The sequence below is a fragment of the Rhodobium gokarnense genome (assembly GCF_025961475.1).
GTDB classification, from domain to species: Bacteria; Pseudomonadota; Alphaproteobacteria; order Rhizobiales; family Rhodobiaceae; genus Rhodobium; species Rhodobium gokarnense.
Genome location: NZ_JAOQNS010000017.1, coordinates 48,468 through 72,989, shown reverse-complemented (window position 1 = coordinate 72,989; position 24,522 = coordinate 48,468). Strand labels below are relative to the sequence as shown.

The window sequence follows — 24,522 nt, the reverse complement described above, 5'->3', positions numbered from 1 at the left end:
TCCGTTCGATCGTCCGGTCATAGCTGTTGTCGCGCATGGGTCGCTCCTTTCCGCGATCCCATCACCGAATATCTGAACTCGCACAGCAATGACGGCTTCGGCGAGATTCTCCAAACATTACAATGTCATCGCGAGGAGCCGAAGGCGACGCGGCGATCCATTGCCCGCTTCCACACGGTAGCCCGCCGCGATTTCTGCCCTGCCGACATCCGCGCCACGGCCCGGTTCTTGCAGCATCCGGCATACCGCACGGAGAAGGGCATTAGATCCCGGCTCGGGGGCCGGGATGACGACTGAGTTTGTGGCGACGTCGAGTGCTCACTCTCTGCGCCTGTCCATCTTGAAGGCCGAGCGCAAAAGCCCTCACGGCTGCACCATGGCGCTGAGCCAGGCGCGCAAAAAGGTCCGCCGCTTCATCTGGTCGAGGAACACGAGAAGCCCCGGCCCGAGGCGGATCGGGCGCAGAGCCGCCTCGACCTCCAGCGTCTCCGGGTCGATCGGCGGCAGGCCGGAGAGGTTTGAGATCGTCGGGCGGTTCTCCGGCGCGGTGAGGAAATCGACGAAGCGGCCGGCGAGGTCGGGCTGGCGGGTGGTGCGCGGGATCATCACCGTCCTCAGCATGATGTTGGTGTAGTCCTTGAACGGCACGATTTCCGTATCCTCATTACCGTTGAACTTCACATAGCTGCCGATGACGTTGTAGGCGACGGCGAGACGGCCTGAGGCGACGTCGCCGATCATCTGGCCGGAGCAGCAATAGAGCCGGGCGCGCAACCGCCCCATCACCTCCGACAGGCGCCAGAAGGATTCCGATTGGCGGGAGTCCTGGGTCGCGAACAGATAGCCGAGGCCGCTGGAGCGCACGTCGTAGGTGCCGACCCGCTCCTCAAAGCGCTCCGGGTTTTCGCGCAGGAGCGCGATCAGCTCGTTGCGGTTGCCCGGCATCGGCAGGCCCTCAAAGGCTTTTTTCGAGACCACCGCCACCGCCGGTTCCTGGGTGAAAGCGAAGACCTGGTCGCGCCAGCGCGCCCACTCCGGCAGGGTCGCCGTCGTCGCGGACGCGTAGGTCCGGGCATAGCCGTCATTGGCGAGCTTGGTCTGCAGGTCCATGGCCGAGGACATGGCGATGTCGAAGACCGCCTTTTCCTCATAGAGCGCCGTCATCAAGCCGGTGCTCGAGGCCGTGATGTAGTGGACGGCGACGCCCGGATTGCGGGCCTGGAAGGCCTCGACCAGCGGCGCGAAGATGGCAAGGTCGCCGGTGGAGATGATCTCCAGCGTGGCGGTGGCGCCGGGTGCCGGAAAGGTCCGCTCCTCCTCGATCTCGAAGGCCGCAGCCGAACCGGCGGCAAGGACCAGCAGCCCGGTCAGGCAAGCGGCAAGGCGAGCGAGACGCATGCGCCGTTTCCTCTTTCGTTGGAGGCAAGGTCGAGGCTGCCGCCATGGGCCCGGGCAACCTCGTCGACGATGGTGAGGCCGAGGCCGGAGCCGACCACGTCGGCAACGTTGGTGCCGCGGTCGAAGCGGCCCTTGAGACGCTCCATGTCGCCGTCGCCGAAGCCCCTGCCCTGGTCCCTGACCGAGACCCGCGCCATGCGGCCCTTGCGGGCGATGGCGACCTCGATGATGCTTTCCTCGGGCGAATATTTCACCGCGTTGTCGAGGAGGTTCCTGAGCGCGCTCTGGACGAGGATGGCATCGCCTTTCACCTTGCCGAGGCCAGCCTCAGATGAAAAGCGGATGGCAATGTCCTTGAGGTCCGCTGTCGGGCCGATGCCGCGGATGGTATCGAGGGCGAGTTCGGCGAGGTCAAATTCGGTCCGGGCGAGATTGTCGGACCGGAAGGTGACCATGGCGTGGTCGAGGAGCTGGCCGGCCGAGCGCGAGCTTTCGTCGACGGCGCGGATCACCTCGCGCATGGTCTGGCGGTTGTGGGGCTGCTTGACGCTGCGAAGGGCGATCTCGGCCTGGGCCCGCACGGTGGCGAGCGGCGTCCTGACCCGGTGGGCGGCCTCGGCGATGAACTCCTCGGTGCGCATCAGCGAGGCGCGCAGCCGGTCCATGAAGGAATTGAGGGCAACGAGCAGCGGCACCAGTTCCGACGGCGCATCGGAGCGCACGGGCCTCAAATCATGGGCGCCGCGGCGGGCGACGGACTGGGCCAGCAGATCGAGAGGCCGCAGGGCGCTCCTGGCCGCAAACCAGCTCAGCGTGCCGGAGACGAGGAAGAAGCCGATGCCGACGGCGGCCGCGGCAATGGAAATGCGCAGCGAGATGGCGGCAAGGCCGGCCCGCGTCTGGGCGACCAGCACCGTCAGCCGCACGGTCTCGTCGGCGACCGTGATGCGGCGCACGGTGGCGACCACCCGGACCTCGTCGCCGCGAAAGACGGTGGTCTCGAAGGACGGCCGGCGCAGCTTCGGGGGCACCTCCGGCGCCGGCAGGTCGGCGTAGCCGGTGATCGTCACGCCGTCGACCATGACCCGGTAGAACACCCGCTCCTCGCTGACCGCGCCGAGCATCGACAGCGCCGAATAGGGAATGTCGAGGAAGACCTGGTCGCGCTCCGCCCGCGCTGCCTCGGAGATCGCCGCCGCCGAAGCTTCCAAAATGTTGTCCTGCGTCGTCTCTGCCGCCTGACGGGCAAAGGTGCTGACGGTGACGTAGAGGACGACGGACAGAAGCGCGGCGATGACGAGAAGCTGGACGATCAGGCGCCGCCGCAGCGAGCCCGTCGCCGCGATCGCCGGCTTGAAGGGCCGGTTCATGGGCCCGTTCCGAGGCGCGACATCCGGTAGCCGACGCCGCGGATCGTCTCGATGCGCACGCGGCCGCCCTGCAGCTTCTTGCGCACCCGGCCGACATAGACCTCAATGGCGTTTTCCGAGACGTCCTCGTCATAGGAGAACAGCCGGTCGACGAGCTGGGACTTCGAAAAGATGCGGTCGGGCGCGGAAAAGAACACTTCCAGCAGCCGCAGTTCGCGGTTGCGCAATTCCTCGGTGCGGCCGTCGACGGTGACGGTGCCGCCGAGGGGGTCGAAGACGACGTCCTCGAAGCGCAGTTCGTTGCGGGCCGAGCCGTGGCGGCGGCGGAGCACGGCGCGGCAGCGCGCTTCCAGCTCGGCGAAGTCGAACGGCTTGGTGATGTAGTCGTCGGCGCCGAGGTCGAGCACACGGACGCGATCCGACACCTCGGAGCGCGCCGTCAGCACGATCACCGGCGTCGTGTCCTCGCCGGTGCGGTGCTTCTGCAGGAAGGTTCGGCCGTCGCCGTCGGGCAGCATGATGTCGAGCAGGATGAGATCGTAGGTGGTGTGTTCCAGGCAGTGGATGCCGGTCGCCAGGTCCTCCGCGCGGTCGACCACATGGCCGTCGAGGCCGAGCCGGTCGACGACCGCAGCGGCCAGCTTGGCGTTATCCTCGATCAACAAAAAGCGCATGGAATGACGTTTGTTTCGTCCACGACAGGTTGCTGTCAGCTTTCCGAATAAGCATCCCCTTTGCAAGGGCAGAGCAAGCTGTCCGCATGAACCGGGAGGATTCCATGTCATTTTTCAGCCTGACCCGCCGGGTCGCGCTGGCGGCGGCCGCTGCCGGCATTGTTGCCTCGGCGCCGGTCGCTGCCGAACCGATCGTCGACAACATCCATTTCCTCGTCCCCGGCGGCGCCGGCGGCGGCTGGGACGGCACCGCCCGCGGCACCGGCGAGGCGCTGACCAAGTCCGGGCTCGTCGGCACGGCGAGCTACGAGAACATGTCCGGCGGCGGCGGCGGCAAGGCGATCGGCTACCTGATCGAGAACGCCGCCAGCTCCCACGACACGCTGATGGTCAATTCCACGCCGATCATCATCCGCTCGCTGACCGGCGTGTTCCCGCAGAACTTCCGCGACCTCACCCTCGTTGCCGGCACGATCGGCGACTACGCCGCGCTCGTCGTCAACTCCGACAGCAAGATCAACTCCATGAAGGACCTCTTGGACGCCTACAAGGCGGACCCGTCGAAGGTCGCCATCGGCGGCGGCTCGGTGCCGGGCGGCATGGACCATCTGGTCGCGGCGATGGTCATGGAAGCGGCCGGCGAAGACCCGGTGGCGGTCAAGTACATCCCCTATGACGCCGGCGGCAAGGCGATGGCCGGTCTCCTTTCCGGCGAGATCCAGGCGCTCTCCACCGGCTTTTCGGAAGCCGTGGCGCTGGCCGAGGCCGGCGAGGTCAAGATCATCGGCGTCACCGCTCCCGAACGCGTCCCGGCCTACAAGGACGCGCCGACCATGAAGGAACAGGGCATCGACGTGACCTTCGTCAACTGGCGCGGCTTCTTCGGTCCTCCGGGCCTGCCGGCGGACAAGCTTGCCAAGTACCAGGAAGTGTTCGCCAAGATGTACGACACGGAGGCCTGGGAAGAGGTCCGCGCCCGCAATGGCTGGGTCAACATCTTCAACTCCGGCGACGACTTCAAGACGTTCCTTGAGACCCAGGAAAAGGCCATCGGCGACCTGATGAAGAAGCTCGGCTTCCTCTGATCCCGGTTCTCCCGCGAGCCTGACCAAGGCCCCCGCCCGGCGCGCCGGGCGGGGGCAAACCGTTTCCGCGTTGCCCGGGGTTTACCGGAGCTGTCTTGGGGGTTGCCATGGCGCTCGATCGCTGGATCGCGCTCGTCTTCCTGATCCTTTGCCTCGTCTACGGCTATACGGCGTTCTTCGTGATGGATGCCGGGCTGCCGCCGTTCATGCAGCGCAATCCCATCTGGCCGAGTTCGTTTCCGAAAATCCTCGCCTGCCTCGGCGTCGTCGTCTCGCTGGTGGTGCTCCTGGGCTTCGAGAAGTCGGACAAGGGGCACGTCGCCTCCGACATCAACTATCGCCGGCTGCACGAGTACAAGCTCGGCCAGGCGCTCACGCTGATCGGCGCCATGGTCGCCTATGCCCTGCTGCTGAGGCCCATCGGCTTTCTGGCCGCGACGTTCCTGTTCCTCGTCGTCGGCGGGCTCACGCTCGGCGAGCGGCGCTACGTGCTGCTTGCGGCGATCGCCGCATTCGCGACCGGCGTCGTCTGGTATCTGGTGCAGCAGGTGCTCGGCATCTTCCTCAGCCCGCTGCCGTCATTCCTGCCGCACATTCTTTGAGGTCCGGAGATGCTTGAAGGCTTCCTCATCGGTATCACCACCGCCTTTTCCATCACCAACATCCTGATGGTCATCGGCGGCTGCCTCATCGGCACCTTCATCGGCATGCTGCCGGGGCTCGGGCCGATGTCGATCATCGCCATCATGATCCCGGTGGCGATCACCATCGGCGATCCTTCCGCCGCGCTGATCCTCTTGGCCGGCGTCTATTACGGCGCCGTCTTCGGCGGCTCGACGTCGTCGATCCTGATCAACGCGCCGGGCGTTGCCTCGACGGTCGCGACCAGCTTCGACGGCTATCCGATGGCGCGCCGGGGCGAGGCCGGCAAGGCGCTGACGATCGCCGCCATCGCCTCGTTCTCCGGCGGCACCATCGGCGCCATCCTGTTGATGATCTTCGCGCCGATGCTGGCCTCCGTCGCCCTCCTCTTCCACTCGGCGGAATATTTCGCGCTGATGGTGGTGGGGCTCTCCGCGATCGCCGCCTTTGCCGGCACCGGCCAGGTCGGCAAGGCGCTGATGATGACGATCCTCGGCCTGATCATGGCGACCGTCGGCGAAGGCGCGCTCTTCAACATGCCGCGCTTCACCATGGGCATCATGGACCTGCAGTCCGGCTTCAACTTCATCACCCTGGCAATGGCGATGTTCGCGCTGCCGGAGGCGATCTACCTGGTGCTCGACCCGGCCCGCTCCAAGACCAAGGGCGACAAGGACGGCGGCAAGATCAGCGGCCTCAGGATCACCAAGGCCGAGGCGAAGGCGATTGCCCCGGTGATCGGCCGCCAGTCGATCCAGGGCTTCCTGATCGGCGTCCTTCCAGGGGCCGGTGCGACCATCGCCTCCTTCCTCGGCTATGCGGTGGAGCGCAACCTTGCCACCAAGGAGGAGCAGAAGCATTTCGGCCACGGCTCGATCAAAGGCCTCGCCGCACCCGAGACCGCCAACAACGCGGCCTCGACCGGCTCCTTCGTGCCGCTTCTCACCCTCGGCATTCCGGGCTCCGGGACGACGGCGATCCTGCTCGGCGCCCTGATCGCCCTCAACGTGACGCCCGGGCCGCGGCTGATGGTCGACAAGCCGGAGGTGTTCTGGGCGGTGATCGTCTCCATGTATCTCGGCAACCTCATCCTCCTCATCCTCAACCTGCCGCTGATTCCCTATATCGCGAAGATCCTGGCGGTGCCGCGCACCTTCCTGATCCCGTTCATTCTGTTCTTCACGCTGATGGGGTCCTATATCGGCCAGAACAACTCCACCGAACTCCTCATCCTGATCGGCCTCGGGGTCTGCGCCACCGTTCTCAGATTCGCCGACTATCCGCTGGCCCCGCTCCTCATCGGCTTCATCCTCGGGCGCATGCTGGAGGACAATTTCGCCCGCTCCATGCAGCTCTATGACGGCGTCGGCTTCATCCTGGAGCGGCCGATGACGCTTGGCCTCCTGATCCTTGCCGGCATTCTGGTGCTGCTGCCGTCCTACCGGGCACGGCGCGCGCGGATGCGGGCACGAGGCATCGCCGACGGCGACTAAGTCGGTCGTCCAGGCATTCGACACCGCGGACTGTTTCCCGGAAGCCGCACCCGCCGCTGGCGGGCGCGGCCATACCTGCCATAATTCGCTGTCAAGCTTGTCAATTCTTCGTTCATCTGGGATGGATAGCCTGTTCAGAAGGGGTATCTCGTACTGCGTATGACCTGGGGCGCACTCATGTGGGGTCGCCGACATTTCCTGCCGTCACTCCGGGTGGTTGCCGTGCTCGCAGCCGCCACGGTGGCGGTCACCCCGCGCGCAGAGGCGTTCGAGCTCTTCGGCTACCATTTGTGGGGCGAGAAGAAGCAGGAGCTGACGCCCGAAGAGGCCGCCGAGGCCGTCCCCTACAAGCCGGACCTGACGCTGACGCAGGAGAACGAGGAGCTCAAGGAAAGCCTTGAGGAATCGTCCGACCTCGTTTCCCGCGCCGACGAGCCGCCGGCCGGCGTCAACGCGCTGTATGCCCGCGCCGTCTCCGACCGCAAACGCCTGATCGCCGCGCTCTATGCCGACGGGCGCTATGGCGGCACCGTCGACATCGCCATCAACGGCATGCCGATCGACGACATCGTGGTCGGCGGCGAGCCGCCGGCATCGAGCGGCGACGTGCCGGTCAAGATCACCGTCGATCCGGGACCGCAATTCACCTTCGACGAGGCGCGCATCGTCTCGGCCGGATCGGACGCCGACATCTCCGAGGACCCGGCCGACTACGGCATCAAGGCCGGCGAGGTCGCCGGCTCGCAGACGATCATTTCCGCCGGCGACCGGATCGCGCTGAAATGGCGTCAGAAGGGCCATGCGCTCGCCAAGGTCGACGAGCGCGAGATCGTCGCCGACCACGCCACCAACACCGTCGACGTCACCTACCACCTCACCCCCGGCCCGGTCGCCCGTTACGGCGCGCCGACGGTCAAGGGCGAGGAACGCATGGACCCGGACTTCATCCTGCGCTACGCGGCGATCGAACCGGGCAAACGCTACGACCCGGAGGAACTGGCCAAGGCCGAAAAACGCTTGCGCGAACTCGGCGTCTTCGACGGCGTCAAGATCCGCGAGGGCAAGGAGCTCGGGCCCGACGGCACGCTGCCGCTGACCATCGAGGTCTCGGAGCGCAAGCGCCGCTATTTCGGCGCCGGCGTTACCTATTCCAACACCGAGGGCGGCGCGGTCGAGCTCTATTGGGGCCACCGCAACCTCTTCGGCGGCGCCGAGCGGCTGCGCATCGAGGGCAAGGTCGGCCGCCTCGGCGACGGCAACTATGACGACCTCGACTATTCGACCAAGGTCACCTTCGCCAAGCCCGGCGTGCTCGGTCCGGCGACGGAATTCACCGCCGAGGTCTTTGCCATCCACGAGGAACCGGACGCCTATGTGCGGACCGCGGCGGGCGCCATCGTCGGCATAAGCTACAAGTTCACCGACGAGATCAGCGCCAAGATCGGCGCGGAGATCGAGCGCTCGCGGATCGAGGATGCGCTCGGCGAGCACGACTACCTGCTGACCGGCATCCCGCTCGGCCTCACCTATGACAACCGCGACAACAAGCTGGATCCCACCAAGGGATTCCTCGCCATGCTGGAGATGGAGCCGCTCTACGACGCGGAAGGCGGCAACGGCATGTTCCTGTCGGAAACCAGCCTGTCGGCCTACCGCTCGATCGATTCGGCCGACCGCTTCATCCTTGCCGGCAAGGTCGCCGTCGGCTCGGCCCTCGGCGCCGACCTTGAGGACATTCCCGCCGACCGGCGGTACTATCTCGGCGGCGGCGGCACCATCCGCGGCTACGGCTACCAGAATGTCGGCCCGCACCGCGGCAACGGCAAGATCATCGGCGGGCTCAGCTATTTCCTCGCCTCGGCCGAGGTGCGCACGCGGCTCACCGACTCGATCGGCGCGGTCGCTTTCGTCGATACCGGCAATGCGTTCCGGACGCGCTATCCGGACTTCTCCGAGCCGCTCAGGACTGGCGTTGGCGCCGGCATCCGCTATCTAACGCCCATAGGGCCGCTGAGGCTCGACGCGGCCGTGCCGCTCGACAAGCAGGACGGCGATCCGGATTTTGGCATTTACGTCGGAATCGGCCAAAGCTTCTAGTTGATGGACACAAAGACCCGACCCCACAAGCGATCCCGGGCTTTCCGGATCGCCCTTATCGTCGTCGCCATTCTCGTGGCGATCCCGCTGCTGGCGCTCGCCGCGCTGCAGACCGGCACCGGGCGTTCCGGCGTTGCCGGGCTCGCCCAGGATATCGCCTCCTCCGATACCTTTAGCCTGAAGCTCGGTGACATCGAGGGCTCCGTTCCCTTCGACATGCGGGTGTCGTCGGTGGCGATCGGCGATGCCGAGGGCATCTGGCTGCAGCTTGAGGACGTCGCGCTCGACTGGCAGTTCCTGCCGCTCCTTGCCGGCCATGTCGCCGTCGACGACGTCTCGGCGAAAGAAATCTCGCTGCTGCGCCTTCCCGTCTCGTCGGGCGAGGAGGAGGACACCGGCGAGGAGGGCGGCGGGCTTCCCGGCATCACCGTCACGGTCGACAAGCTCAACGTCGACAAGCTGGTCCTTAGCGAGGCGATCCCCGGCGGTCCGGCGACGTTCCGGATCGGCGGCCGGTTCGCGGCCAAGAACCTGACCGAGGGCCTCACCGGCGCGCTGACGGCGCAGCGGCTCGACGATCCGGGCGGCGCACTGAAGGCCGATTTCGACTACGGCTTTGCCGGCAGCACGGTGGCGCTCGACGCCGTCCTCACCGACCCCGCGGGCGGCTATGTGGCGAGCCTTTTCCAGCGCCCCGACCTTCCGGCCCTCGACCTTTCCATGCGGCTTTCCGGCACGCTGGACGACATCGCCGGCGACCTGTTGCTGGCGGCCGGTGGCAAGCGCGCCTTCGGCGGCACCGCGCGGGTCGTCTCCTCGGGGGACGCGCAGCGGATCACGACGAAGCTCGACGGCAATCTTGCCGGCCTCGTGCCGGCGGGATGGGACGACCTTCTCGGCGGTGCCGCGACCATCGACCTCGACGCCACGGTCGGGACCGGCGAAGCGGAAGATATCTCGCTGACCGTCAGCCGCGGCACCGTGAGATTGCCGGCGCTGACCGCGAGCCTTTCCGGCCGGCTCGGCGTCACTGGTGCGAGCGACGACCTCCGTCTCAATGCCCGCCTCGGCAAGGACGACGGCACGGCGCTGGAGCTGCCGGTCGGCGCCGAACCCATCCGCCTCCACGCCCTTCAGATCGACAGCCGGATACGACCGGCGGGAAGCGGGCTTGCCTGGCACGTCCACACCGAAGGCTCGGGCGTTGCCACCGGCGACATCGCGCTCGGCGATGCGGTGGTGCGGCTGGAGGGCACCGCGGAGACGCCGCACATTCTGTCTGCCCGCCGCGTGCCGGCGACCCTCAACGGCCTTGTCGAGGGGCTGTCGCTCGGCGATCCCGATCTCGACGCCGTCGTCGGCGGCAAGATCGCGCTCTCCGCCAAGGCCGTCGTCGATGCCGCCGAACGCCGCGCGGATATTTCCGAGAGCGCGGTCAGGACGTCGGAACTGGTGCTCGGCTACCAGGGCGAGGTCACCGACCAGGCGCTCGACGGGCGGGTAGCGCTCTCGGTCCCGGACCTCTCCCGCTTTGCCGAGGAGACCGGGCGCCCGCTCGCCGGCAGGCTGCAGCTTGCCGCCGATACGGCCGCCTCCTATTCCGGCGCGCCGGTGTCGCTCAAATTCGACGGTGAGATCGACAACCTCGCCACGGGCGAGGCCATCGTCGACGGGCTCCTCGGCCAGGCCACCCGGCTTTCCGGCGCGCTTTCCCGCGACGACGACGGCAATCTGGCCATCGACACCGTTTCCGTCAAAAGCGCCGGCCTCGACCTCGATGCCACCGGCACGGTGACGCCGGAGACCGCCGATCTCGGCCTCACCGTCGCCATCAAGGACCTTGCCGCCATCGATCCGGCGATGGCCGGCCGGCTCGATGCCGATGCGACGCTGAAAGGGGCGCTCACGGCGCCCGAGCTTTCCCTTGCCGGCACCGGCAGCAATGTCCGGCTCCAGGGCAAGGAATTCACCGATCCGCGCCTCAAGGTCGATGCCGTGCTATCGCCCGACGCGCCGAATGGCACGCTCTCCCTGACCGCGCGCCTCGACAGCCTGCCGGTGGAGGCCCATGCAGAGGTCGCGACCGACGAGAGCGGCGTCAAGCGCATCGACGGGCTGAAGCTGATCGCCGGCCATAACCGGGCCGAAGGCGCCCTCACCGTTTCGCCGGACAACGTCCCCGACGGCAGCATCGCCATCGACGCCCCGGACCTTTCCGAGCTCTCGCCGCTGGTGCTGCAACAGATCGGCGGCGCCATCACCGGCAAGATCGATTTTCTGGGCAAGCAGACACCGCCGCGGATCGACGTCGCGCTCGATGCCCGCAACGTCGCGGCGCCGGGCGCCAGGCTCAAGACCGGCCGGATCGACGCGACCGTCACCGACCCCTTCGGCAAGCTGCAAGCCGAGGGCTCTGCCGACCTTGCCAACCTTTCCGCCGGCGACACGGTGATCTCCTCGGTGAAGGCGACGGCCAGGAACGACGGAACGGCCACCGACATCGACGTGACCGCCAAACTGCCGGATGCCGAGGTCGCGACGAAGGCACGGCTGACGCCGACCGACGACGGGCTCGCCATCGAGGTGGCGACCCTCGACGGGCGCTACACCAGCATCAAGACGAAGCTCGTCGATCCAGCAAAGATCCGCCTTGCCGGCGACACGGTGCGGATCGACCGCACGGTGCTCGCCGTCGGCTCCGGACGCATCGCCCTTTCCGGCAGCGTCGCGGACAGGCTCGATCTCGACATCAAGGTCGACGACTTCCCGCTGGCGCTCGCCAATGCCTTTGCCCCCGGCACGGGCGCTGCGGGCACGCTGACGGCCTCGGCCAAGGTGACCGGCCCGGCGAGCGACCCGCGTGCCGACTGGAAGGTCTCCGCCCGCGGCGCGACGGCCAATGCGCTCCGCGCGCAAGGCCTGCCGGCGCTCACCGCCGATGCCAGCGGCCAGTTCGCCAAGGGCGCGGTGCGCCTCGACGCCACCGTCGGCGGCATTTCCAACATGTCGCTGAAGGCGCGCGGCACCGTGCCGGCGGCGCCGACCGGCCGGCTCGACATCGCCGTCAACGGCACCGTGCCGTTCTCGGTCGCGACCAGAACCCTTGCCGATTCCGGCCTTGCCGCAAGCGGCGCGGCCAGCGTCGACCTGACCGTCACCGGCCCGCTCGGCTCGCCGGCGATCAACGGCACGGTGACGACCTCCGGCGCGCGCGTCACCCATATCGAAAGCGGCACGACGATCGAGGACCTCGCGGCGCGCCTCAGGCTCTCCGGAAAGGAGCTTGTCATCGAAAGCGTCAAGGGCCGGCTCGCCAAGGGCGGCGCGCTGACGGCGAGCGGCACCATCGGCGTCTTCGATCCCGCCCTTCCCGGCGACATCCGGGTCAAGCTCGACGACGGACACTATGTGGACGGCAACCTCGTCTCGGCCAAGGTCGCCGGCGACCTGAAGATTTCCGGCAACTTCGCGCGCGGGCCGACCGTCTCCGGCAAGGTCACCATCGACCGCGCCGACATCAACATCCCCGAACAGGTGCCCGGCGGCATCGCCGCCCTCGACATCGTCCACAAGAACGCGCCGCCGGCCGTCACACGCCAGGTCCGCGAGGTGCTGCCGAGGAAGGACGACAAGGGCGACAGCGACGCCCGGCTCGACCTGGAGATTTCGGCGCCCGCCCGCATCTTCGTGCGCGGCCGCGGGCTCGACGCCGAACTCGGCGGCTCCCTGAAGCTGCGCGGCCCGGTCGACGGGCCGTTCGTGGAGGGCGGCTTTTCCATGCGCCGCGGCCGCCTCAACATCCTGTCGCGCCGGGTCGCCTTCGAGCGCGGCATCGTCCGCTTCGGCGGCGATTTCAATCCGCTCCTCGACTTCTACGCCACGACCAAGGCGAGCGATGTCACGATCATGATCAGCATCAACGGCAGCGCGTCAGCGCCGGATTTCACCTTCCGGTCCTCGCCGGAGCTGCCGCAGGACGAGGTGATCTCCCGGTTCCTGTTCGACCGCGGCGTCGACAAGCTGTCGGCGTTCCAGATCGCTCAGCTCGCCGCCAGCATCGCCACGCTGACCGGCGCCGGCGGCGGACCGGGCGTCCTCGACCAGGTGCGCCGAGGCCTCGGCGTCGACCGGTTAGAGGCCACCACCGACGAAAAGGGCAAGGCGGAGCTGACGGCCGGCAAATACATCGCCGACGACGTCTTCGTCGGCGTCAAGCAGGGCACCGGCAAGAGCTCGACCAAGGTCACCATCGACCTCGACATCACCGAGAACCTGAAGACCCGCGGCGAGGTCGGCAACGACGGCGAGTCGAAGGCCGGCATCTTCTTTGAAAAGGATTATTAGGGAGCCGGGGGCAGGCCAAGGCGGGCCGCTTCCCAGGCCGTTTGCAACTGCGAAGCATTGACGCCCCGGTATGAGCGCGCAATTTTCCTGATGAGAAGTGGCCGCGACACTGCGGCAGGACCGGGAGACCCTCTTGAGTGCCCTTGCCTTCGTCACCGACTTCGAGCCGCGCCACGGCGCGCCGGTGCGCCTGACGCCGCTGGTGACGCGGGTGACCGCCGCCAATAGCGGCCCCTTCACCTTCCACGGCACCAACAGCTACATCGTCGGCGACAGGACCGTGATGGTGGTCGATCCGGGTCCGGACGATCCGGACCACGTCGAGGCGCTGCTTTCCGCCATCGGCAAACGGCCGGTCAGCCACATCCTCGTCACCCACACCCACAGGGACCATTCGCCGGCCTCGCGCGCGCTGAAGGCCGCGACCGGCGCGCCGATCGTTGCGGAAGGCCCGCACCGGCCGGCGCGGCCGCTCCATATCGGCGAGATCAATCCGCTCGACGCCTCCGCCGACACCGACTTCATGCCCGACATCTTCGCCGCCGACGGCATGCGTATCGAGGGCGAGGACGTGACCATAGAGGTGGTGACGACGCCGGGCCATACCGACAACCACGCCTGTTTCGCGCTCCTGGAAGAGGACCTGCTGTTTTCCGGGGATCACGTGATGGCCTGGTCGACCTCGATCGTGGCGCCGCCCGACGGGGCGATGGTCGACTACATGGCCTCGCTCGACAAGCTGATCGCGCGCGACGACCGCCGGCTGTTGCCGGGCCACGGGGCGCCCGTCGACGATCCGCACAGCTTCCTTGCCGGGCTGATCGCCCACAGGCGTGGCCGCGAGCGGGCCGTCATTGCGCGGCTCGTCGCCGGCGAGGAAACCATTCCGGTGATGGTCGAGACGATCTATGCCGATGTCGACCGCCGGCTTTATGGCGCCGCCGGCCTGTCGCTGCTCGCGCATCTGGAAGATCTCGTCGCCCGCGGCATCGTCGTCACCGACGGCGCGCCGGGGATCGACAACCGCTATTCGCTCGCCGGCTGATCGCCCTCGCCCTCTTCGCCGGCCGCCTCGCCGGCGACCTCCAGCACCGCATCGTCGAGCGCTGCGAAGAACTCGCGGATGCGGCGGGCATTGGTGCCGATGTCATGACGTCCGTAGCGCGAGGCGGAGCGCACGTCGAGCCGGGCGCCGTAATCGTCGGGCAGGATGCGGATGGCGATATCGTCCGGCAGGGCAAAGAGCAGCGTGCGGTCAATCGCCTGCAGGTGGCCCTCGTTGAAGGGCTCGACCGGCGGCATTTCCGATACCATCTGCCAGCCGAGGCCGGCGACCGCGCGCTTGGCCGCCTCGAACATCTGCGAGGGCTCCAAGGGGAAGCGGCGCGGCACGATGTCGGGATAGGCAGCGCGCTGGCGCTCGCGTACGTCGCGCTCCGGCGGCGCCGGGCCGTTGACGCCCCAGCCGGTCCGGACGCTTCCGGTGAAACGCGGCGGATTGTCGATGTCGGTGGTGATGTCGTTGATCTGCGGGAACTGCAATATGCCCCAGACGACGAAGCCCATGGGGATGAGCGCGAGCGCGCCGCCGATGAGGCCGCGAAAGGCGTCGCCGGTGCCGAGATGGCCGCGATACCAGATGACGCCGAGGGCGGTGACGGCAAAGAGCACGGCGAAGAAGCCGAAGACGGAGCCGACGCCGATGCCCATCAGGGCGGCGATGGGGTCCATCACTCCGGCTCGGTGGGCAAGGCCGGTGATCACCAGGATCGGCACGGCGAGAATGCCGAGCCAGCGGCTGAGCCGCGCCAGGCGTGAGCGGCGGATGCGCAGTCTTGCGGTCATGGAGGGTCCCGATGCGTTGTGCCGACAAAGCCCATAGCATGTCCGGGCGTGCCGAGAGAACCATGGCGACGGCTTATCGTCGGCCGCGGACCTTCACGGCAAAGGAAAACGGCCCCGGAATGCGGGGCCGTTCCTGTCTGTTGGGTGCCGCGGTGCGGGTCAGCCGGCGGCGACGTTGGCCAGAAACGTCTCGATGCGATTGCGCAGGCGGTTGGTGCTGGCCGCCGTCTCGGTCGTCGAGCCAAGGACGTCCTTGGCGGTCTGGGTGGTCTGGGCGGCCTTTTCGGTCACGTCCGTCATGTTTTCGGTCGCCTGGCGGGTGCCGCCGGCGGCTTCCTGGACGTTCGAAGAGATCTCGATGGTGGCGGAATTCTGCTCGCCGACGGCCGTGGTGATCGCGATCGTGTAGCCGTTGACCTCCTCCATGATCTTGGAGATCTCCTCGATCACCGTCACCGTTTCGCGGGTCGAGCCCTGGATGGCGGTGATCTGGCCGGAGATTTCCTCGGTCGCCTTGGAGGTCTGGTTCGCCAGTTCCTTCACTTCGGCGGCAACGACGGCAAAGCCCTTGCCGGCCTCGCCGGCCCGCGCCGCCTCGATCGTGGCGTTGAGGGCGAGAAGATTGGTCTGCTCGGCGATCGCCTGGATCAGGCTGACGACTTCGCCGATCTTCTGGGCCGCCTCGTCAAGGCTCGCCACCTTGGCGTTGGAGGCCTCGGCACTCCTGGTCGCCTTTTCGACGATGGCGCTCGACTGGGTCGCCTGGCGGGTGATCTCGGCAATCGAGGCCGACAGCTCCTCGGCGGCAGACGCCACGGTCTGGACGTTGGCCGTCGCCTGTTCGGAGGCGGCAGCCGCGCTTGCCGAATTGTGCTCGGTCTGGGCGGCGATCTCCTGCAGGTGGTTCGCCGACTCTTCCAGATGCCGGGTGTTCTCCTCCACCGTGCCGAGCACGTCCTGGACATCCGCCTGGAACGAGGCGATCAGCTTTTCGACGTGTTTCTGGCGCTCGATCTCCTTCAGGCGTTCCGCCTCCGTCTGGTGTTCCAGCTTGCTGCGCACGAGCGCGTTCTCGCGAAAGACCGAGACGGCGCGGCTCATCTCGCCGATCTCGTCGCCGCGTTCGGTGCCCTCGATCGGATCTTCGAGATTGTTGTCGGCAAGTGCCAGCATCCGGCCGCTCAGGGATTTGATCGGCCGGACGATCGAGCGGGCGACGAGGAAGCCGAGCAGGACGGCGAAGGTGACGAACATCAGCGAGATGCCGGCGCTGCGATAGGCCGCCGACCAGAAGATGTCGTGCATGTCCTGCATCAGGACGCCGGTGCCGAGGATCCAGCCCCAGGGCTTGAAGTGGGCGATGTAGCTCTTCTTGGGAAGCATCTTGCCTTCCGGGCTTTCCCAGGAATAGTCGGTGTAGCCATGGCCCTCGGACTTGGCGATGTCGACGAACTCGCGAACGTGGTATTTGCCGTTGCTGTCGGTGACGTCGTAGAAATTCTTGCCGACGTTTTCGGGCCGGACCGGATGCACGACGCCGGTGTAGTTCTCGTCGAAGACGAAGACGTAGCCGCCGCCGTGGTACCTGAGGGCGTTGATCATGTCCTTGGAGCGGGCCATCGCCTCGTCCTCGGTAATCGTGCCCGCCTCGGCCATCTTGTAATAGCCGGCGACGATGCTCTCGGCCGATTCCACGACGCTGCGGATTTCCGTTTTCTTGAATGACTCCAGGTTGTTGTACAACGTCTGCATCTGATACAGCAACGAGACGATGAAGCAGACGGTGAAGAACAACACCAATCCATAAAGCTTTCCAGCCAAGGATTTTGGAAGTAGTTTATGCATTGGATACGCTCCGGGAGGGCCAAATAGAATTTGGTGAAAACTAATCCTCAAGCGTTAAACTTTGCTTATCGGTGACCTAATACCGGCTCGAGAATTCTATTCTTGGAAAAGGTGGTAATCTAAAAGTATTTCTACCGGAGGATGATCCGCGCCCGGCGCACCTTGCCCCCGTCCCGATGCCCTTTCCCCGTTGTGCGCAGCGCACAAAAAAGCCCCGGGGTCACCCCCGGGGCCGTTTTCGGTTGCTGCGCCGCCAACTGCGGCGCGCGCTGGAACCTGCCGTGCTAGCTCGCGGCGACCGCGCCGAGGAAATGCTCGATCTGGCCGCGCAGGCGGGCGGTGTTCGACGCCGTTTCGGTCGTGGACCGCAGCACGTCCTTGGCCGTCTCGGTGGTCTGGGCGGCCTTTTCCGTTACGCCGACCATGTTCTCGGTCGCATGGCGGGTGCCGCCCGCGGCTTCCTGGACATTGGACGAAATCTCGATGGTCGCGGCGTTCTGCTCGCCGACGGCCGTCGTGATCGCCACCGTGTAGCCGTTGACCTCGCCCATGATCCGGGAGATTTCCTCGATCACCGTCACCGTCTCGCGGGTCGAGCCCTGGATGGCGTGGATCTGGGCCGAGATCTCTTCCGTCGCCTTGGAGGTCTGGGTGGCCAGTTCCTTCACCTCGGCGGCAACGACCGCAAAGCCCTTGCCGGCCTCACCGGCGCGGGCCGCCTCGATGGTGGCGTTGAGCGCCAGCAGGTTGGTCTGCTCGGCGATGGCCTGGATGAGGCTGACCACCTCGCCGATCTTCTGGGCGGCTTCGTCGAGGCTCGCGACCTTGGCGTTGGAGGCCTCGGCGCTCCTGGTCGCCTTTTCGACGATGGCGCTCGACTGGGTCGCCTGGCGGGTGATCTCCGCGATCGAGGCCGACAGCTCTTCGGCCGCCGACGCCACGGTCTGGACGTTCGCCGTCGCCTGTTCGGACGCCGAGGCGGCGCTTGCCGAATTGTGCTCGGTTTCCGCGGCGATGTCCTGCAGGTTCTTGGCTGCGCCTTCCAGGCGTACGGCGTTTTCCTCGACCGTTCCCAGCACCTCCTGGACGTCGGCCTGGAAGCTCTTGATCAGCCGGTCGATCTCCTTCTGGCGCTCGTGCTCCTTCAGGCGCTCCTCTTCGGTCTGCTGCTCCAGCTCGCCGCGCACGAGGGCGTTTTCCCGGAACACGGCGACGGCGCGGCTCATCTCGCCGATCTCGTCGCTGCGCTCGGTGCCCTCGACCGGATCCTTCAGATTGTTGTCGGCGAGCGACAGCATGCGCTGGCTGAGCGCCCGGATCGGCACCGTGACCGACCGCACGAGCAGGAAGCCGAGGCCGACCGCGACGACGACGAAGACGAGCGAAATGATGGCGCTGCGATAGGCGGCGGTCCAGAACGCCTCCTCAAGGTCCTGCATCAGAACGCCGGTGCCGAGGACCCAGCCCCAGGGTTTGAAGTAGCTGACATAGCTCATCTTCTGCAGGAACTTGCCGTCCGGGCTCTTCCAGGAATAGCCGACATAGGCGGCGCCCTTGCTGATCGCCGCGTTCTGGTATTCCTTGACGTAGAGCTTGCCGGTGCCGTCCCGCGCGTTGGAGCGGTCCTTGCCGATATTGCCCGGATTGACCGGGTGGACGATGGTCACCGCATCCTCGTTGTTGACGAAGATGTAGCTGCCGTCCTGATAGCGCATGGCGTTGAGCGCGGCCTTGGCCCGCTGAACCGCCTCCTCCTCGCTCAGTTCGCCCTTCACCGCCCGGTCGTGATAGGACGCGACGATGCTTTTTGCGGCTTCAACGACGCTTTTGATTTCCGCTTTCTTGAAAACCTCGAGGTTTTCATGCAGCGACTGCATCTGGTAGAGCAACGAAATGCCGAAGCAGATGGTGAAAAACCCGACCAGCCCGTAGAGTTTTCCCGCCATGGATTTCGGGAAGAGACGACGCATTGGATTGTCCTCAGATGATGCGCGATCGATGCCAGAATTGGCTGGCGGGAACCTAATCTGGATACAATTAATATTCTCCTTATGCGCCAGCGGTAACCGGCTGCGCAAAAACGACGCAACCCTTTGAAATATATTACTTCGTAGGAATCGGTAATTCCGGCGCAGGCGCTACTGCATGCAGCGCTTGCAACCCTTGAAAACACGCGCCGTGGTGGCCTTGCGGCCGCATCCCGTTCAGACCCGGCCGGCCGCCTCAGGCGGTCGGCAGGCGGTAGTCGCCGAACTGGTCCCTGAGTGCCGTCTTCTTGATCTTGCCGGTCGCCGTGTGCGGGATTTCCTCCACCAGGACGACGTCATCCGGCAGCCACCATTTGGCGACCCGGCCGGCCATGAAGGCGAGGATGTCGTCCCGGCTCGGCTCCCTGCCCTCGCGCGGCACGATGACGAGGAGCGGGCGTTCGTCCCATTTCGGATGGGCGACACCGATGACGGCCGCCTCGGCGACGTCCGGGTGGCCGACGGCGAGGTTTTCCAGGTCGATGGTCGAGATCCATTCGCCGCCGGACTTGATGACGTCCTTGGAACGGTCGGTGATCTGCATGTAGCCGTTTGCGTCCATATGGGCGACGTCACCGGTATCGAAGAAACCGTCGGCGTCGCAGATCTCGCCGCCCTCGCCCTTGAAATAGGCTTCCGCCACGGCGGGACCGCGCACCTTCAGCCGGCCGAAGGTCTTGCCGTCCCAGGGAACGTCCGTCCCCTCGTCGTCGGTCACCCGCATTTCCACGGTGAAGGGCGGATGGCCCTGCTTTTCCTGGATGTCGAGCCGGGCGGCGCCCTCAAGGTCGGCATATTCCGGCGTCAGCGTGCAGATCGAGCCGAGCGGGCTCATCTCCGTCATGCCCCAGGCGTGGTAGACCTCCACGCCATAGCGGGTCTGGAACGCCTCGGTCATCGCCCGCGGGCAGGCCGAGCCGCCGATGACGACGCGCTTCAGATAATCGAGCGTGCCGCCGGTGGCCTCCAGGTGGTGCAGCAGCATCAGCCAGACGGTCGGCACGGCGGCGGTCATGGTCACGCGCTCGTCCTGAAGCAGTCCGTGGATCGCCTCGCCCTCCATGCGCGGGCCGGGCAGCACCAGCGTTGCGCCGGCGAGCGGGCCGGAAAAGGCCAGCGACCAGCCATTGGCGTGGAACAGCGGCACCACGGGCATGACCCGGTCGCGGCTCGATATCGCCATCATGTCCGGGGTCACGGCGGCCATGGCGTGGAGCACGTTGGAGCGGTGGGAATAGACGACGCCCTTGGGCGATCCCGTCGTGCCGGAGGTGTAGCACATGCCGGCGGCGGTGTTCTCGTCGAAGGTCTTCCAGGCGAAATCATCGTCCGCCTCGGCCAGCCAGTCCTCATAGACGGCGACCTCTTTCGGCAGCGACACCTCCGGCATGTGGTCCGGGTCGGTGAGGACGATGATCTTTTCAATCGTCTTGAGGTCGGCTGCGATCTTTTCCACCAGCGGCAGGAAGGTGAGGTCGACGAACAGCAGCCGGTCCTCGGCGTGGTTGACGATCCAGGTGATCTGGTCGGCAAAGAGCCGCGGATTGACCGTGTGGTAGATGGCGCCGAGGCCGAGGAGGCCGTACCAGACCTCCATGTGGCGCCAAGTGTTCCAGGCAAGGGTCGCGCAGCGGTCGCCGAGCCCGATGCCCTCCCGCTCCAGCCGCTTGGCGACCCGCAAGGAGCGGCGGCGCAGGGTCGCATAATCGGTGCGATGGACCGGCCCCTCCACCGACCGCGAAACCACCTCGCGCCGGCCGTGATAGGTGGCGGCATGGTCAAGGACTTTGGTGCACAACAGCGGCCAGTCCTGCATCAGGCCCAGCATGGCGTCTCTCCCTGAGGTTTTGTTCTCGTTGGGTGCAATTAAGCGGCGGGGGAGAGGGTTTGTCGAGGGGGATGCGTGTGACCTATCGATATCGATATGCCAACACATCAGCCACCGTACAAGGAGTTTATCGGGGTAGTGATGCGCCTAATGTGGAGATGAAGCGCCCGCTCATAGGAGGTGCTGACAAACGGTCACATCTAGAAAACACCATCTTCCAATTGCGCCAGTGTTAAAATAAGCTGGCCCCAATGGAGTAACGTGAAAATTGCAAACATCTTACATTTATTATCGGGGAGATCTATGATACTTCAGAAAGCCTTTCGAATTCTTCTGCTTCATATTAAGAAGAACATATTTTTGTGGGCATCAACAACAGTTATTGGTTTTTTTGCGTCTTTAATTACTATATATCAATATTTTATTGAAGATGAAATATCTACGATATGTCGCGTGCGCCTTGAAACACAAAAACTTAATTATGCTTTCTCTAATATTAAGAAGAACTTCATCAGGGCAGAAGCATCGTACGATGAATTTGACAATGTTTTCCGAGCAAATATCGAATTCAATGAGAATATTACATTTGGGAAAGGGGGGCAGATTTTTCGCGACACTCAAAGGAAATTTGCGGTTCAGAATGCCGCAAGAAAACTAATAAATACTTTGACCGCCCTACAGAAGGAAGGCAGCAGCTATATTGCATCCGTAAATTTCATGGGCGGGGCGGATGGAACGGGAGGGAACGAAGATTTTTCAAGAAAACTAGACATCGGTGATTTGATTATTGCGGCGCGCACACCAACGATCAATGGAAACCCAACAGAAGAGACTTTAACATTCCAATCTGGGCAAAGCATCAATAATATAAAATTAGCGTTAGTACGCGCTGCTTTTGTTTCTGATATCTTCCTAAAAGAAGTAAACGATATTGGCCAGCATATTGTTTTCTCAGATCTATACACCGCTAAAACATACACCCTTATAGGCGCTAAATACCGATACGGCAGAATCGATATGAAAATAAACTGGGAGGATAAAGCAAAAATATTGCCATACCTTCCTATTTCTATAGAAACCGTATGCAATATAACAAATTGATATGACCAAATAATACCTAATGGCGATAATTAAAGATCAAAATATTTGTTATCATTATTTTCATGTTTAGATTTTAAGTTGGAATATATTATTACACGATTCGCGATCCATTAATTGATGCACTAATTCATCTTATGCACAGGGCGCCTGATGAAGTGACATTCGATCGGTCCGGCGACAAAAACAGTCAACACGGCCTTTCTTCTACCCCGCCCCGATCACCCCCAACACCTCTCCCAACGCCTCCACCACATGATCCGCATGCTCCGTCAACACCGCCAAGTCATGCATCCCCGTCGTCACCCCGATCGCCAACACCCCGGCGGCCCTTGCCGCGTGCATGTCGTGCAAGGAGTCGCCGACGAAGGCGATTTCGTGCGCCGCCAGCCCGTTCATCTTTGCGAAGGCGTTGATCTGGCCGGGGTCGGGTTTCCAGCCGTGGCCGGTGTCGTAGCCGATGACGTCCTTTAGATGCACGTCGATGCCGACGGTGGCGAGTTGGGCTCTAGCGCAGGATTCCGTGTCGTTGGTGATGCAGGCGGTGAGGATGTTGGCGGCGGCGAGGTCTTTTAAGAGGGCTTCCGCGCCGGGGAGGGTTGCGGCGTGGCGGACGGAGTTTTCCTCCAGGAGCCGATCGATGCGGGAGATGAGGGCGGCGTCGCAGGCGATGCCCAGCCGCTCGGCGAGGAATGGGGCGTAGTCGCCGGTGGCGTTGGCGAAAATGATGGAGTCGCGGGAGAAGCGCTGGGTCGCCAGGTCGTAGCCGGCGATTGCGGCAAGGTCCGCCAGCGTCGCCGCGTCGCCTGCGCAGAGCTCCGACAGCACCGCATGGGCGGCCGGGCCGAAGGTGGCGTCGAAATCGAGTAGCGTTCCGTCCTTGTCGAACAGCACAGCCCGGATCGTCACGTTTTTTTCTCCCCCTGCCGGTCTTCACGGTTCACCAACGATCAGGCGCGTCCGGCGCCGCGCGACGACATAGCAGCCCCTTGGCGCCGCGCCAACGGCGGGCCTTGCGGTCACCCCACAACTGTGATCAGGCTTGGAGGATCATCACGACCCGGCCGCGCCCTTTTTTCGACAAAAGAGAGAGCCCGACGGCCGCGCCTTCTTTTGTCATTTGAGGAGCCGACCATGCCGCTGACCAATGTCCAGGCGCGCGATCTCGCCACCATCCTCCACCCCTATACGCCGCTGCACACGCTGCCCCAGACCGGCCCCCTCGTGCTCGACCACGGCAAGGGCGTCTTCGTCTACGACACGCAAGGCAACGAATATATCGAGGGCATGTCCGGGCTCTGGTGCGCCGGCCTCGGCTTCGGCGACGAGGAGTTGATCGAGGCCGCCACCGAGCAGATGCACAAGCTCCCCTACTATCATTTGTTCGGCGGAAAGGGCATGGAGCCGGCCATCGAGCTTGGCGAAAAGCTGAAGGAGATCGCGCCGATGCCGGTCTCCAAGGTGTTCTTCACCTCGTCCGGCTCGGAGGCCAACGACACCCAGGTCAAGCTCGCCTGGTACTACAACAACGCCCTCGGCCGGCCGGAAAAGAAGAAGATCATCTCGCGCATGAAGGCCTATCACGGGGTCACCGTGATGAGCGGTTCGCTGACCGGGCTGCCGATCGTCCATGGCGACTTCGACCTGCCGGTGGCGGGCGTCCTCCACACCGACTGCCCGCACCACTATCGCTTCGCCGAGCCGGGCGAGAGCGAGGCCGATTTCGTCGCCCGGCTGGCGGCGAACCTGACAGCCTTGATCGAGGAGGAAGGCCCGGAGACCATCGCCGCCTTCATCGCCGAGCCGATCATGGGCGCGGGCGGCGTCATCCTGCCGCCGGAGGGCTATTTCCAGGCGATCCGGCCGATCCTTGCCGAGCACGACATCCTCTTCATCGACGACGAGGTGATCTGCGGCTTCGGGCGGACCGGCAACTGGTGGGGCGCGGAGACCTACGGGTTCGAGCCCGACACGCTGTCGGCCGCCAAGCAGATGACGTCGGCCTATGCGCCGCTCGGCGCGGTACTGGTGCCGGAGCGGATGGTCGAGGCGTTCGAGGCGGAATCCGCCAAGCTCGGCGCCTTTGGCCACGGCTTCACCTATGGCGGCCACCCGCTCGGCTGCGCCGTCGGCGCCAAGGCGATCGAGATCTACCAGAAGCGCGACATCATCGGCCATGTGCGGAAACTCGCGCCGCAGTTCGAGGCGCGGCTCGCAAAGCTGGCCGACCATCCGCTGGTCGGCGAGGCGCGCGGCAAGGGGCTCATCGGCGGCGTGGAGCTGGTCGCCGACAAGGCAACGAAGCGGCCGTTCGACGCCAAGGCCGGCGTTGCCGGCCGTATGGTCAAGTTCGCCGAGGCGCGCGGCGCGATCCTCCGGCCGATCGGCGACACCGTCGCCCTCTGCCCGCCGATGGTCATCACCGAGGCGGAACTGGACCTCCTGTTCGACAAGATGGAAGCGGCGCTGAATGACGCGGAGGACTGGGTGCGCAAGGAGGGGCTCAGGGAGAAGTGAGGAGTTTTTTCGCCCGCGGCCGAGCGTTCGCTGGCGCTCACTGGCCTTTCGCGGGGGCGGCGCGTCGGCGCCGGCGGCCATTCGGCCTTGCGATCCCTTTCGGGATCATTTGTCGCTCGCGGCCGCGCGTTCGCTGCGCTCACTGGCCTCCGCGGGGGCGGCGCATCGGCGCCGGCGGCCGGTCGCCCTTGCGATCCCTTTCGGGATCGAGGTGCCAAGCGTCCGGGCTGGAGCGCGGTGCCCGCTGCATACTCAATCG

At 65.2% G+C, this 24,522-nt stretch carries 17 protein-coding genes; 9 read left to right on the top strand and 8 right to left on the bottom strand.

Annotation, left to right across the window (positions count from 1 at the left end; all coding sequences use genetic code 11):
- The coding region (locus M2319_RS21970; protein WP_264603620.1) for a hypothetical protein at nucleotides 1–297 on the top strand (297 nt) is incomplete at its 5' end.
- A gap of 66 nt (nucleotides 298–363) precedes the next feature.
- Here the strand turns inward: M2319_RS21970 and M2319_RS21965 are convergent.
- The 3 genes from M2319_RS21965 to M2319_RS21955 are packed head-to-tail and all read right to left on the bottom strand — an operon-like array spanning nucleotide 364 to nucleotide 3,442.
- Entirely contained in the window at nucleotides 364–1,398 is a 1,035-nt protein-coding gene (locus M2319_RS21965) for an ABC transporter substrate-binding protein (protein ID WP_264603619.1), read from the bottom strand.
- Nucleotides 1,368–2,768, bottom strand: coding sequence for a sensor histidine kinase (locus tag M2319_RS21960; protein ID WP_264603618.1), 1,401 nt, complete (start codon nucleotides 2,766–2,768; stop codon nucleotides 1,368–1,370). Before M2319_RS21960 ends, M2319_RS21965 begins: the two co-directional genes overlap by 31 nt.
- On the bottom strand, nucleotides 2,765–3,442 hold the full coding sequence (locus tag M2319_RS21955) for a response regulator transcription factor (RefSeq protein WP_264603617.1): 678 nt from the start codon (nucleotides 3,440–3,442) through the stop codon (nucleotides 2,765–2,767). Before M2319_RS21955 ends, M2319_RS21960 begins: the two co-directional genes overlap by 4 nt.
- A 104-nt stretch (nucleotides 3,443–3,546) precedes the next feature.
- Between M2319_RS21955 and M2319_RS21950 the strand changes: the two genes are divergently transcribed.
- The 6 genes from M2319_RS21950 to M2319_RS21925 all read left to right on the top strand — a co-directional run bounded on the left by M2319_RS21950 (nucleotide 3,547) and on the right by M2319_RS21925 (nucleotide 14,148).
- Nucleotides 3,547–4,527, top strand: a complete 981-nt coding sequence (locus M2319_RS21950) for a tripartite tricarboxylate transporter substrate binding protein (RefSeq protein WP_264603616.1) — start codon at nucleotides 3,547–3,549, stop codon at nucleotides 4,525–4,527.
- Nucleotides 4,528–4,634: 107 nt separating this feature from the next.
- A complete protein-coding gene (locus M2319_RS21945; RefSeq protein ID WP_264603615.1) occupies nucleotides 4,635–5,129 on the top strand; it encodes a tripartite tricarboxylate transporter TctB family protein in 495 nt (164 codons plus the stop codon).
- A gap of 9 nt (nucleotides 5,130–5,138) precedes the next feature.
- Nucleotides 5,139–6,662: a tripartite tricarboxylate transporter permease gene (locus tag M2319_RS21940; protein WP_264603614.1), complete on the top strand. Its 1,524-nt coding sequence runs from the start codon at nucleotides 5,139–5,141 to the stop codon at nucleotides 6,660–6,662.
- A 177-nt stretch (nucleotides 6,663–6,839) separates the two neighbouring features.
- A complete protein-coding gene (locus tag M2319_RS21935; RefSeq protein WP_264603613.1) occupies nucleotides 6,840–8,759 on the top strand; it encodes an autotransporter assembly complex protein TamA in 1,920 nt (639 codons plus the stop codon).
- Nucleotides 8,760–8,762: 3 nt separating this feature from the next.
- Entirely contained in the window at nucleotides 8,763–13,103 is a 4,341-nt protein-coding gene (locus tag M2319_RS21930) for a translocation/assembly module TamB domain-containing protein (RefSeq protein WP_264603612.1), read from the top strand.
- A gap of 97 nt (nucleotides 13,104–13,200) precedes the next feature.
- Nucleotides 13,201–14,148, top strand: a complete 948-nt coding sequence (locus tag M2319_RS21925; protein ID WP_264603611.1) for an MBL fold metallo-hydrolase — start codon at nucleotides 13,201–13,203, stop codon at nucleotides 14,146–14,148.
- Here the strand turns inward: M2319_RS21925 and M2319_RS21920 are convergent.
- The 4 genes from M2319_RS21920 to M2319_RS21905 all read right to left on the bottom strand — a co-directional run bounded on the left by M2319_RS21920 (nucleotide 14,130) and on the right by M2319_RS21905 (nucleotide 20,648).
- Complete coding sequence (locus M2319_RS21920; protein WP_264603610.1) at nucleotides 14,130–14,948, bottom strand: DUF1499 domain-containing protein; 819 nt, start codon at nucleotides 14,946–14,948, stop codon at nucleotides 14,130–14,132. The two genes, M2319_RS21925 and M2319_RS21920, sit on opposite strands and share 19 nt — an antisense overlap.
- Before the next feature lie 159 nt (nucleotides 14,949–15,107).
- Entirely contained in the window at nucleotides 15,108–16,745 is a 1,638-nt protein-coding gene (locus tag M2319_RS21915; RefSeq protein WP_264603609.1) for a methyl-accepting chemotaxis protein, read from the bottom strand.
- A 332-nt stretch (nucleotides 16,746–17,077) separates the two neighbouring features.
- Nucleotides 17,078–18,763, bottom strand: a complete 1,686-nt coding sequence (locus M2319_RS21910; protein ID WP_264603608.1) for a methyl-accepting chemotaxis protein — start codon at nucleotides 18,761–18,763, stop codon at nucleotides 17,078–17,080.
- Between the two features lie 253 nt (nucleotides 18,764–19,016).
- Complete coding sequence (locus M2319_RS21905) at nucleotides 19,017–20,648, bottom strand: long-chain-fatty-acid--CoA ligase (protein WP_264603607.1); 1,632 nt, start codon at nucleotides 20,646–20,648, stop codon at nucleotides 19,017–19,019.
- Nucleotides 20,649–20,951: 303 nt separating this feature from the next.
- Here M2319_RS21905 and M2319_RS21900 point away from each other — a divergent pair, with 303 nt between their 5' ends.
- The gene (locus M2319_RS21900) at nucleotides 20,952–21,749 is read left to right on the top strand and encodes a hypothetical protein (RefSeq protein ID WP_264603606.1); all 798 of its coding nucleotides are present in this window, start codon (nucleotides 20,952–20,954) and stop codon (nucleotides 21,747–21,749) included.
- Between the two features lie 204 nt (nucleotides 21,750–21,953).
- Here M2319_RS21900 and M2319_RS21895 read toward each other — a convergent pair whose 3' ends face one another.
- A complete protein-coding gene (locus M2319_RS21895; protein WP_264603605.1) occupies nucleotides 21,954–22,655 on the bottom strand; it encodes an HAD family hydrolase in 702 nt (233 codons plus the stop codon).
- 225 nt (nucleotides 22,656–22,880) lie between these two features.
- Here M2319_RS21895 and M2319_RS21890 point away from each other — a divergent pair, with 225 nt between their 5' ends.
- Nucleotides 22,881–24,263, top strand: a complete 1,383-nt coding sequence (locus tag M2319_RS21890) for an aminotransferase (RefSeq protein WP_264603604.1) — start codon at nucleotides 22,881–22,883, stop codon at nucleotides 24,261–24,263.
- The last annotated feature ends 259 nt before the right edge of the window (nucleotides 24,264–24,522 follow it).

What these genes read in the sequence shown, in the direction of transcription:
- M2319_RS21920 (WP_264603610.1), bottom strand. Translation starts at nt 14,948, where the DNA reads ATGACCGCAAGACTGCGCATCCGCCGCTCACGCCTGGCGCGGCTCAGC.
- M2319_RS21910 (WP_264603608.1), bottom strand. Translation starts at nt 18,763, where the DNA reads ATGCGTCGTCTCTTCCCGAAATCCATGGCGGGAAAACTCTACGGGCTG.
- M2319_RS21960 (WP_264603618.1), bottom strand. Translation starts at nt 2,768, where the DNA reads ATGAACCGGCCCTTCAAGCCGGCGATCGCGGCGACGGGCTCGCTGCGG.
- M2319_RS21930 (WP_264603612.1), top strand. Translation starts at nt 8,763, where the DNA reads ATGGACACAAAGACCCGACCCCACAAGCGATCCCGGGCTTTCCGGATC.
- M2319_RS21955 (WP_264603617.1), bottom strand. Translation starts at nt 3,442, where the DNA reads ATGCGCTTTTTGTTGATCGAGGATAACGCCAAGCTGGCCGCTGCGGTC.
- M2319_RS21950 (WP_264603616.1), top strand. Translation starts at nt 3,547, where the DNA reads ATGTCATTTTTCAGCCTGACCCGCCGGGTCGCGCTGGCGGCGGCCGCT.
- M2319_RS21900 (WP_264603606.1), top strand. Translation starts at nt 20,952, where the DNA reads ATGATACTTCAGAAAGCCTTTCGAATTCTTCTGCTTCATATTAAGAAG.
- M2319_RS21965 (WP_264603619.1), bottom strand. Translation starts at nt 1,398, where the DNA reads ATGCGTCTCGCTCGCCTTGCCGCTTGCCTGACCGGGCTGCTGGTCCTT.
- M2319_RS21940 (WP_264603614.1), top strand. Translation starts at nt 5,139, where the DNA reads ATGCTTGAAGGCTTCCTCATCGGTATCACCACCGCCTTTTCCATCACC.
- M2319_RS21935 (WP_264603613.1), top strand. Translation starts at nt 6,840, where the DNA reads ATGTGGGGTCGCCGACATTTCCTGCCGTCACTCCGGGTGGTTGCCGTG.
- M2319_RS21905 (WP_264603607.1), bottom strand. Translation starts at nt 20,648, where the DNA reads ATGCTGGGCCTGATGCAGGACTGGCCGCTGTTGTGCACCAAAGTCCTT.
- M2319_RS21945 (WP_264603615.1), top strand. Translation starts at nt 4,635, where the DNA reads ATGGCGCTCGATCGCTGGATCGCGCTCGTCTTCCTGATCCTTTGCCTC.
- M2319_RS21890 (WP_264603604.1), top strand. Translation starts at nt 22,881, where the DNA reads ATGCCGCTGACCAATGTCCAGGCGCGCGATCTCGCCACCATCCTCCAC.